This window comes from Helicobacter pullorum NCTC 12824 (assembly GCF_017979475.1).
Classification (GTDB): domain Bacteria; phylum Campylobacterota; class Campylobacteria; order Campylobacterales; family Helicobacteraceae; genus Helicobacter_D; species Helicobacter_D pullorum.
In genome coordinates this window covers 1-11,435 of sequence record NZ_JAERIT010000017.1, presented here as the reverse complement: position 1 = coordinate 11,435, position 11,435 = coordinate 1, and the positions used below count along the sequence as shown (strand labels likewise).

Annotated in this window: 6 protein-coding genes; 4 read left to right on the top strand and 2 right to left on the bottom strand. The window is 32.1% G+C overall.

Features of this window, described 5'->3' with window-relative positions:
* Positions 1-260: 260 nt before the first annotated feature.
* Both nhaA and JJQ98_RS08545 read right to left on the bottom strand, forming a co-directional pair.
* Entirely contained in the window at positions 261-1,589 is a 1,329-nt protein-coding gene (gene nhaA, locus JJQ98_RS08550; RefSeq protein WP_151104760.1) for a sodium/proton antiporter NhaA, read from the bottom strand.
* Positions 1,590-4,355, bottom strand: coding sequence for a RecB-like helicase (locus tag JJQ98_RS08545; protein WP_151104761.1), 2,766 nt, complete (start codon positions 4,353-4,355; stop codon positions 1,590-1,592).
* A gap of 130 nt (positions 4,356-4,485) precedes the next feature.
* Here JJQ98_RS08545 and JJQ98_RS08540 point away from each other — a divergent pair, with 130 nt between their 5' ends.
* The 4 genes from JJQ98_RS08540 to JJQ98_RS08525 all read left to right on the top strand — a co-directional run bounded on the left by JJQ98_RS08540 (position 4,486) and on the right by JJQ98_RS08525 (position 11,274).
* Positions 4,486-5,358: a DnaJ family protein gene (locus JJQ98_RS08540; protein WP_054195786.1), complete on the top strand. Its 873-nt coding sequence runs from the start codon at positions 4,486-4,488 to the stop codon at positions 5,356-5,358.
* Between the two features lie 13 nt (positions 5,359-5,371).
* Positions 5,372-5,737, top strand: a complete 366-nt coding sequence (locus JJQ98_RS08535) for a heat shock protein transcriptional repressor HspR (RefSeq protein ID WP_054198497.1) — start codon at positions 5,372-5,374, stop codon at positions 5,735-5,737.
* Positions 5,738-5,836: 99 nt separating this feature from the next.
* On the top strand, positions 5,837-9,610 hold the full coding sequence (locus JJQ98_RS08530; protein WP_247596737.1) for a type IIG restriction enzyme/methyltransferase: 3,774 nt from the start codon (positions 5,837-5,839) through the stop codon (positions 9,608-9,610).
* Positions 9,610-11,274 (top strand): P-loop NTPase fold protein, encoded by a 1,665-nt coding sequence (locus JJQ98_RS08525; RefSeq protein ID WP_151104762.1) that lies wholly within the window; start codon positions 9,610-9,612, stop codon positions 11,272-11,274. Before JJQ98_RS08530 ends, JJQ98_RS08525 begins: the two co-directional genes overlap by 1 nt.
* Positions 11,275-11,435: the final 161 nt, after the last annotated feature.

The window sequence follows — 11,435 nt, the reverse complement described above, 5'->3', positions numbered from 1 at the left end:
TTTATTTTATCAATAAAGATTTTATACAAAATCTAAACAAACTCAAAATCAATTTTTAAAATTTTTAATCAATCAATAAGTATTTCTAAAGCCTCTTTGAGATTTTTTACCCTGTGTGTGGCGTTTGGTGATTGTTTATTTTGGAATCTAATTTACTTAAATCTTTGGAGTTAAACAAAAATGATTGAATTTGACTGAGAAGTTTTATCTTTAGATATGGCAAAATGCAGCAATACTTCATTGCCACATTTTACGCAAATTTAGTGATGATGAGTAACTTTGTCCCTCACAAAAAAGAATATACTACCCAAAACCCCAGCACTCAATGAAGCAATCAAAATAGAAATTTTAGCTACATCTGTCGCTACAAGAGCATGTTCTCCGCTAAAGGCGAGATTTGTTACAAACATTGACATTGTAAAGCCAATACCACCCAATGCACCCGCACCAAAAATTTCTACCCAAGTTGCCCCTTTGGGTCTTGCAGCGATTCCGAGTTTTTCTGCTAAAAATGTGAAAGTAAAAATCCCAAGAGGCTTTCCAACAACAAGCCCAAAGAATATACCCAAGAAAACATGATCAATACCAAAATCAATGTTTGAGCCAATGCTTACCCCTGCATTAGCAAAAGCAAATATCGGCATAATAAGATAATTTGAATAAGGTGCCAATGCGTGCTCTAATCGCAAAAGTGGATTTTGAACAGCATTTTTGTGTTTGGCAATATGATACAAAGCTTCTACTTGCTCACTTTGCAACAAAATGCCATCTTTTTGCTTTTCTGATTCTTGAAAATCCTTAATCATGGTTTTGATTTTTTCCATAAAGGTTAAGGTATCAATCTTTGGTGCAACAGGTATTGTAAATGCCAAAACAACCGCTGCAATTGTCGCATGCACTCCGCAATTATGGACTGCAATCCACAGCAACACACCCAAAATCATATAAGGCGTCAATGCTTTGATGCCTGCTTTGTTTAATACCACCAATACCGCTACAATCCCAACTGCCACAGCCAACCATTCAAAGCTAATCCCACTAGAATAAAACAAAGCAATGACAATAATCGCACCCAAATCATCTGCAACCGCTAAAGATACCAAAAAAACTTTTACAGAAATAGAAACTCTTTTGCCCAGCGCAGATAATACCCCCAAGGCAAAAGCAATATCTGTTGCCATAGGGATTCCAAATCCATGTTCTGAAGGTGTCCCAGCATTGAGCGTAAAATAAATAATACCCGGTCCAATCATACCGCCTAATGCTGCAATTATAGGCAATGCTGCCCTCTTAAATCCAGCCAACTCCCCAAAAAGCACCTCTCTTTTGATTTCCAAACCAACAACCAAAAAGAAAAAAGCCATCAAAACATCGTTAATCCAATGCTCTAAACTCATTCCTATAAAAACGCCATTGACATCAAAACCAAACTTTGTTTTCCAAAGTGCTGCATAGCTATCACCCCAAGGCGAATTTGCGACAATCATCGCCAAAACCGCACAACAAAGCAATAAAATACCTGCAAAAGATTCACTTTTGGTGATTTTGCTAAAAAAAGCAATTAAACTATTTTGACTTTTTGTTTCCATTTAATCCCCTATCACTTCAACTAATTTTCCTTCACCCTCTGTATAAAAGATAAAACCATAAGTAGGCTTTTGCAAAATCAAATTCACACTTTGCATATATTCTAATACTTGCATTTTATATATTTCCCTTTGCATACCGCTTTTATAATCTATCACAAAAGCTTCATTATCTCCGATGATTAAAAGATCTAAGCGTTTTTGCCTACCATTGATCAAAAAAGGAACTTCACATTTTACCTTGCCTTTACCCATTATTTCAATAAAACTAGAATGATTTAAAAGAATTTTGCAATGATTGATGATTTTTTCTAATATTTTTTTTTCGATATAAAATCCTATTTTATTTAACAAAAGGGTTAAAATCAAAGAATCTTCTAGCTGATTTTTGATTTTCTGCTCCATCACAAAATGCAATGCAATCCCATAATAAATAGCCCCAACTTCTCCTATTAAATCCTCTTTTTGTGCGATTTGCATTTGTTTTTGTCTGCCCAAAGATTCTAGGCTTTTTTGATTGTGTGCAAAACACTCAAAATCTTTATTTTGTGTCAAACTATCTTCCAAATTAGCGCTTTTTATCTCCAAAATCGCTTGTTTTAACTCTCCTTTTTGCATTAACTGCAATCCCAAAGATTCAAAGCGGCTTTTTTGGTCTAGCAAAATAATTTGCATTGTATTTTTTGCACGAGTTAATGCGACATAAAGCTGATTTTTCAAATCTTTTTCTTTTAAAATATTTTCTTTTAGAAGTGCTTTTTGATACTCTTTATCAATTTGCATACGCAATTCATTAGAACGCCAAAAAATCCTTTTTATTTCTACCCCATTTTCCTTAAACTCAAAAAATACATTACCAGAACGATTCTTAGCCCTAATATCATCAATAACTAAAACATTATTAAATTCCAAACCTTTGGATTTGTGAATTGTCATTATGCGTATTCCAAAAAAATCACTTGAAACAATATCGCTTTGCAAGGATTCTACTTTTTCTAGCAATTCTTCAATGCCAAGATATTCCAAAGAATATTCCAAAAACTTTTTGGCACTCAAAGAAGCGATTTTATACCTTTGCATAATTTCTAACAAAACTTTTGAAGGCTTTTGTGTTTTGAGATAGAAATATTGCTCTAAATTCTCTTTTTCTAATCCCAAAAGCATAAAAAACTCTGCACAAAACTTCGGATTCTCAAAAATGAGATATTTTAAAAACTCTATTAAAGCACGCACCTCATTATGAAAAATCAACTTTGCACTTGTATCCACAACGACTTTAAACCCTTCCTCTTGCAAAAACTCCGCTATTTCTACCACGCAATCATTATCAAAAGTCAAAATCGCAATTTCTTCTTCTTTTGCCCCAACCTCCAAAAGCTCCCTTATACTTGTAGCAACTTGGGATAAAATGGCTTCTTTTTCTTGTATATAAACTTGCACAAATCCTTTATTCTTGCTATTTGACTCTTGAGGAACAAACCCTTCAATTTTATTAGAAAATGTTTCATTGACAAATTCTACGATATTTTTGGCACTGCGATAATTGATTTTGAGGCTTTCTTCTTGCATTCCTTGAGCGGCTATTTTAAATAATTCAGAATTCCCTCCTCTAAAGCGATAAATGGATTGCTTAATATCCCCCACATAAAAAAAACTGCGTAAGAATCTTTTTGCCCCCTCCCCACTTTTGATTTCATCAATCATAGGTTTTAGTATCTCATATTGCAAAACACTTGTATCTTGGAATTCATCTATCAAAATATGGCTAATCGTGCTATCAAGCCTAAAATACAAAAAATTCTTATCAATCTGTTTTTGCAAAAGCAATTCATAAACCTTTGAAGTTACCGCATTAAAACTTAAAGTATTGGTTTGTTTGTAATATTCTTGTTTGGCTTTTAAATAAAGCACAAAAATGCCATAGAGATTCTCAAGGTATTTTGCTTCATCTTCTACAAAAACCCCTACTAATGCTTCTTTTAGTCCTCTAAAATCCTCATCTCTAAAAGGTATTTTTGAAAATCCTCTATAATCTTGCAATCTCTCTTTTGTAAGCCAAGTTTTTCCTTTTTGCAACAAAGATTCAATATCATCAAATTCCAAAGCAGAATGAATCTCTCCCTTTGTATCTTGATAAGTAGCCTGAATCCTCCTAGCATACTCCATTGCTTGCTGTTTATACCCCTCTTTTGTAGGATAAATAAATAATTCTTTTTCCAACATTTCTTTTAAAGAATCCAAAAAATCGCAAAAAGAAATTACGCTATCAATACGCAATTGCCTCTGAATGCAGAGATTTAAAATTCCTTGCAATTGCTGGTTATCTAAATTTGTCAAAAAAATCTCTATAATTTTTTCTCTATCATCGCTTTGTATTTCAAAATCATATTCCACCCCAACATACCAACAAAAGCTCTTTAAAATCCTCTGAAAAAAAGAATCAATGGTAGTAATCTTCAAATCCTCTTTCAAAAAAGAATGGTAGATTTGATGGATTTTTTCTTGCAATTTCCCAAAATCATTTTTGTCTTTAATGCTTATACACTCAAGTTTATTAATATAATCTCTATCATTTCTATATTGATAGATTTCCCCAATACTCTTAGCAATACGCTCTTCCATTTCTTTGGCGGCTTTTTTGGTAAAGGTAAGCGTAAGAATCTCTGAAGGCTTCGCTCCCAAAAACAATAACTCAAGGTATCTCAAAACTAAACGATAAGTTTTACCACTCCCAGCACTTGCATTGAGGCACAATAAAGCACTATCCATAAATATTTTTCCTTGAATTTTATTTGTGATTATAGCATTAAAATAAAAAAGCCAAAAGTTGATTGACATATACTAAACTTTTATTATATAATACACTAAAAGTTTAATTTAATTTTGCAAGGAATATTAAATGTCAAAAAGCCTATATGAAACACTTGAAGTTTCGCCCAATGCGACAAGTGATGAGATTAAAAAATCTTATCGTCGCTTAGCAAGAAAATATCACCCCGATATCAATAAAGAAAAAGACGCAGAAGAAAAATTCAAAGAAATCAACGCAGCCTATGAAATCTTAAGCGATGAGAAAAAACGCAAACAATACGATCAATTTGGCGATTCAATGTTTGGCGGACAAAATTTCCACGATTTTGCAAGAGGGCAAGGCAATGTGGATTTAGATGATATTTTAAGCCAAATCTTTGGCGGAGGCGGATTCTCTCAAGGCACAGGAGGTTTTGGGGGATTTGAGAGCTTTGGCGGATTTGGAGGATTTGGAGGGAGAAGCCAACCCAATCTTGATATCAATGCACAAATCACAATCCCTTTTAGCACAGCTATTTTGGGGGGCAAACACAATATCAATCTCCAAAATCAAAATTTTGACATCAAAATACCAGCTGGTATCAGAGATGGAGAAACTATCCGCCTAAGAGGAAAAGGCAAAACTATGGGCAATCAAAGCGGAGATGTGTTGCTTAAAGTTTCTGTTGCGCCACACCCGCAATACTCACAAGATGGAGACAATCTTACTAAGAAATTTGATTTACCCCTAAAAACCGCCCTTTTTGGAGGCAAGGTAGAGATAGAAACTCTCTACAAAACAATCACCCTAAAAGTGCCAAAAAACACCAAAAACAACCAAAGATTCCGCGTCAAAGAACTTGGTGCTTATAATCGCAAAAGCAAAACAAATGGCGATTTATATTTGGAGGCAAATATTATTTTGCCTGATGTAGATTCTTTGCCAAAAGAACTTACAAAAGCTTTAGAAAAATACTTATAATCAAGGAAACACAATGTATAGCTATGATGAACCCGTTTATCTTATCAGCGTAGTGGCAAAAATCCTCTCAATCCACCCCCAAACTTTGCGTCAATATGAGAGGGAAGGACTAATAGAACCGGGAAGAACCGATGGCAAAATGAGGCTTTATTCTCAAAGAGATATTGACAAAATCAAAACAATTTTGCGTTTAACGCGTGATTTGGGAGTGAATCTTGCAGGGGTAGATATAATCTTGCGCCTTAAAGATAAGCTTGATGAGCAAGATAGAGAAATCGAAGAATTGCAAATCCGCCTAGAAAAACTCAAAAGCAATCAACCCAATAAATCCGTGATTAGGAAGCAAAGCTCTTATGAAATCATCATTTTCAAAGAATAATGCCAAGTATCAAAGCAACAACAAAGGCAAATACACCACACATTGCCTTTGCAAATCTCACAATCACTCAAATTCCACCCCAAAAATCAAGGAAACACAATGTCTTTTAGATTCAACGCCCTAAGTTACAAAGATTTTTTAAATCCCTTTTATGCCAAAGCACCGATTTTAGATAACACTTACCAAAACTTCCTACAATCCCTAGAATCTTACCGCCAAAATCTCCTTAAAAACCAAAACCAAAATGAAGATGCCCTTGTCGCAAACGCACTTAAGCCATTTTTAGAATCCCTAGAATTCACCACACAAGTAAAAGCCAAGCAAAAAGGCAAAAGCGAAATCGATCTAGCTATCACCCAAAACGATACTATAGAAGTAATCTTTGAAGTCAAAAAACCCAATTCAAACGATTTTTTCACCCCAAACAATCCAAACTGCAAAGCTCTGCACGAGTGCATTTTATACTACTTAAGAGAACGCAAAAACACCAATTCATCGCTAAAGTTTATCATCATCACTAATTGCTATCATTTTTACATTTTCTCTGCAAAAGACTTTGAAAAGTTATTTCACAAAAACAAAGAATTCCAAAAGCTTTTTGAAAATTTCCAAAACCCAAACTCCCTTTTCAAAGGCAATACCGATGAATTCTACAAAGAAGCCAAATCCCTTTTGGATTCTCCCCAATACGCACAATCCTTGCAAACTAGCTTTAATTCTAGCTTAGATTCTAATGAAGTGAGTTTAAATGGCTTATTTTGGGATCTCACACCGCTTTTAGCACCACAATCCGCAGAATCAAAAGAATCAAAAAAATCCACAGAATCACAAGAATCAAAAGACAACCCCGCATTCCTAACAAGTTTCAAAATCTTTAACAAAGACTTCTTGCTTGATTGCTTTAATCCAAACGATGCTAATGACTTAAACAAAAAATTCTACGATGAGCTTTTATACATTTTAGGCTTGACCCAATCCACCCAAAATGGCAAAGCCATAATCCAAGAAAGCAAAGAAAGCAAAGCCAGTGAAGGCACATTATTTTATGCAATCAAATCCAAGCTTACAAACAAAGACTTTGAAGACATCATACAATACATTATTTTATGGCTAAATAGAATCCTATTCCTAAAACTAATCGAATCCAATCTCGTGCGTTTTAACAACGACACCACACTCAAATTCCTTAATTACGAGAAAATAGATAGCTTTGACAAACTAAGTGAGCTATTTTTTGAAATTTTGGCAAAGGACTACACACAAAGAAACAAAAAAAGCCCCTTTACCTACCTACCCTATCTCAATTCATCGCTTTTCCAAAAACAGCCAATAGAAAACACACTCCAAATCTCACAGCTAAACAACGACCTAACACTAAAATACTACAAAAACACGCAAATCAAAGACACAAACTACAAACCAAAATCTGGTGAAGTCAAGCTTTTAGAATACCTTTTTACTTTTCTAAACAGCTTTGACTTTGGGCATATTAGCACCGATGAAGAACACTCTATCACTCACAAAGATTTGATAAACTATAGCGTATTAGGCAGCGTGTTTGAGCGGCTAAATGGCTACAAAGAGGGGAGCTACTACACTCCAGCTTACATCACTTACTATATGTGTAAGCAATCCCTAGAAAAAGTCGTCCTTGACAAATTTAACGCCTTTTTAGATTCAGATGAAAAAAGCCTAGAATCTCTCTCCAATCTCCTATTTATAAAAATAAAACAAAACCTAAGCCAAAAAGATGAAATCATCAAACAAGCAAGAGAAATCCTACTAAGTATAAAAATCTGTGATCCCGCAGTAGGAAGCGGATATTTCCTAGCAACCGCACTTAATGTAATGCTAGAAATCTTTAGCAAACTCAATCTTTTGGGCAACATTATGCTTGAAATCCAAAATGATGAGATTTTTGTAAGAAACTCCCGCTTTGAAATCATAGAATACAAGCGCCCCACCACAGAGCAAGACCCAAACCACAAAATCCAAAAAGAACTCTTTACACTCAAAAAGCAAATCATAGAATCCTGCCTTTTTGGCGTGGATATAAACCCAAATTCTTGTGAAATCGCTAGACTTCGCTTGTGGATAGAACTCCTAAAGCACAGCTACTACACACTAGATTCAAGCCTTGACAAAAGCATTCACGCCCTCCAAACTCTCCCAAACATAGATATCAACATAAAATGCGGCAACAGCCTTATAAGTTACTTTGAAGTCAATGAAAATAATCTGCAAGGAAAACCGCGTGAAAATACGCTAAAGTGGCTTATGGCACAAGACACAGGATTTGCAAATAACTTCAAAGAACAAATCAAAATCTACAAAGAAAGCGTAAATGCCTACAAAGAAGCACTAAAAGATAAAAAAGAACTCATAAATACCATTGAAAACATCAAAGAGCTTTTTAAAAACACGCTTTTAACAACAATGAAAGATTATAAAAATCTCAAAAAGAATCTTGGAGAGTTTGTAAGCATTTATGGAGATTCTGCGTTTGATATGGAAACGCCTTTTGGTATGGAAATGCTAAGAATCACACGAAAGCAAAATTTTAGATTCCAGCCAGATTTGGAAAACCTAGAGCCAAAGAAGCTTGACCCAAAAGGGCAAAAACTCCTAGAATCTATTCACAATGATTTTGAATCGCTAGAAAAGATTCGCACTAGCCAAAGCTTTGAATGGCGGTTTGCATTCCCAGAAGTGCTAGATAACAATGGCGATTTTTTGGGCTTTGATTTAGTGATAGGCAATCCACCTTACATGCAAGTGCCAAAAGGTATTTTTAGTGCAACAAGTTTTTCATATAGTGAGGGAAAAGATAAAGGTAAGCAAAATCTTTATAAAGTTTTTGTAGAGCTTTCTTATAATTTAGGACATCAAAATTCTGTTGTTTCTTTGATTACACAAAGCTCCATAATGTGCGATTTATCTGCACAATTTACACGAGAAATGCTACTAAGAGAAACGCAAATGCAATACTTTATAGAGTTTAAAAAGAATCAAAAGTTATTTACAGATGTGATTCAAGGTGTTTGCATTATAGAATTTATAAAAACCAAACCAAACTTAACTAAACCTTTTAAGATAGCTATAAACAACACAGAATCTAAGCTAGATAAAATAAATTTTGAATATATAAGCCAAGCACAGATTTTAGAGTTTTTTCCGCTTTATGAGATTCCACTTATCAAAAAAGGCGAAATGTCAATTGTTGCAAAAACAAAAGAAAACAAAATTCCACTTAAAGCTGTAATAGATTTTAGTTTGCAAGGAAATATTAATACAATTCATTTAAAGAAGATTCAAAGCTCTAGCACAACAGATATTAAGATATATAAAGGGGCTTTTTGTCATAGGTGGTATTTAGACAAAGAAGTATGGTATGGGCTTGATAATGAAATAACGCAAAAAATATATAACAAAAACAAGAATCAATATATTATTACAACGCAAAACATCACAGGCACCACCGATAAATATCGCATACATGCCAATTTTCTAGAATCCAAAAATACAAAAATTATTTTTTTACATTCTTGTAACATTACATATTGCAAAAATGAAAAAGATGCAAAAATTTTAGTAGCACTTCTTAACTCTAAACTTTTAAATTGGCTTTTTAGAATCACTAGCACAAATAATCATGTAAATATTTATGAATTAGAATCGCTTCCTATTCCTAAAATAGATTCTACAAACAAAGCCCTAAGCGATGAGATTATAAGCCTAGTAGAGCAAATTTTAGAATCCAAAGCCAAAGACCCCACCACAGACACCAAAGAGCTAGAATCTCACATAGATTCTCTAGTCTATAAACTCTACCACCTAACCGATGATGAAATAAAAATCATAGAAGGAAAATAATGGAATACAAAGAACAGATTAAAAATTTTTTGGAAGATAAGGAAAATTATAGTTTATTAATAAGTGGTTCTTGGGGAGTTGGAAAAACTTATTTGTGGAAAGAAATTGAAAATGAACTTAATCCAAAAATAACACATAAGGAAAATTTGTGGAAAAAGTTTAAGTCTAATATAAATTTTTTTAACCATTTAATGATACTAATTTCCATCATAGAACAATATGTTGGAATTATTCTTATGGGTATTATAAAGTATTTTAATCTTTGTAATTATATTGAAAATCTAAATAAAATTGAAAATTCAAATAAACAAGAAAAAAATATTATTTATGTTTCTTTGTTTGGGAAAGAACATTGCAAAGAAGTTTTAGAAGAAATAACCCTAAAAGCCTATAAACATAACAGGTTTTTATATTTTATTAGAAATATAACTTTTTGGAAGTTATCTGTAGGAACATTTTTGCAATTATTTATAACAAAAAATTTCGAAAATGTAATTGTATGCCTTGATGATTTAGAAAGAAAATCAGATAAACTTGATATTAAAGATATTTTAGGTTTGATTAATCAGCTTAAAGAAGAAAAATGTAAAGTTATTTTGATATCAAATAAAGATGAATTATTAAATAATAAAGAAATTTTTGACACATATAAAGAAAAATGTATAGACTTAAATATACACATACGCTCTAAAGCAGAGGTTATATTGCAAATTTTAAAAGAAAAAATTCCAGAAATACCTAAAGAAATAATTCCAGATTCTATATGGAAAATCAAAAATCTAAGAAATTTAAATAAAACAATAAAAACTCTTAAATTTTTTAATAAAGAATTGCAATTTGCAGACAGATTGAAACAAAACAAAGAGTATAAAGATTTCTTTAAAGAAATATCAAACAAAATAATATCAAATTATGAAAATATGGATTTGCATAATCAAAATAAAGAAAAACAAGAATTTATACCTTTAGAGATTGCATTTTTAAAAACTATCGATAATATAATCAAAGACTATATTGGCAATGGCTTGGTTTATTCTATACCTAATGATAAAAAGGAAGAATTTGAAAAAGAATTGAAAGAACATAAGTTTTATAAAGACTCATTTGCTTTGGAGGGGTTATTGCAAAATAGCATTCGATATCCAAATAGTATTGATAAAAATAAATTTGAAGATTTTTTTAATAGTGTTGATGAAGAGCGATTGGAAGATTTTATATATAAATTAGGTTATATAAATTTTATAGCACTTGATAGAACATTTCATTTTGATAAAAATGAAAGAAATCTAAAAATGAAAAAATATTGTTTAGAATTAGCAAAAAATTATGAATATACAGATGAAAAATTTATTAACATAATATGCGATGGTGATGAAGAATTAAAGCAATATTACAAGAACTTTAATGAAGAAACAGAGATAGAATCAAATAATTATTTTGAAACCACAAGAGAGACTAATAAATATAAACATATAAAAAATTATAGTGATTTTCTCGCAAATTTAGAAAAAATAAATAAATCATCAGAAGAAAAAATAAGGGATTTTTTGGATAATAAGATGATTTTATCATATTGTGATATATATTTTAGTTTTGAAGAAACTAATAAAAATAAATATCCACAATTATATAATGTTTATAAATCTATAAACTCTACCACCTAACCGATGATGAAATAAAAATTATAGAGGGGAAATAAATGGAATACGATGAACAACTAATGCAATATGGTATTTATGCTAAAAACTATGAGAAAAATATAGATGAGAAAAATATAGATGAGAAAAATATAGATGAGAAAAATATAGATGAGAAAAATATAGAT

Coding starts and splice junctions, on each gene's coding strand:
- JJQ98_RS08535 (WP_054198497.1), top strand. CDS start 5,372: ATGTATAGCTATGATGAACCCGTTTATCTTATCAGCGTAGTGGCAAAA.
- JJQ98_RS08545 (WP_151104761.1), bottom strand. CDS start 4,355: ATGGATAGTGCTTTATTGTGCCTCAATGCAAGTGCTGGGAGTGGTAAA.
- nhaA (WP_151104760.1), bottom strand. CDS start 1,589: ATGGAAACAAAAAGTCAAAATAGTTTAATTGCTTTTTTTAGCAAAATC.
- JJQ98_RS08530 (WP_247596737.1), top strand. CDS start 5,837: ATGTCTTTTAGATTCAACGCCCTAAGTTACAAAGATTTTTTAAATCCC.
- JJQ98_RS08525 (WP_151104762.1), top strand. CDS start 9,610: ATGGAATACAAAGAACAGATTAAAAATTTTTTGGAAGATAAGGAAAAT.
- JJQ98_RS08540 (WP_054195786.1), top strand. CDS start 4,486: ATGTCAAAAAGCCTATATGAAACACTTGAAGTTTCGCCCAATGCGACA.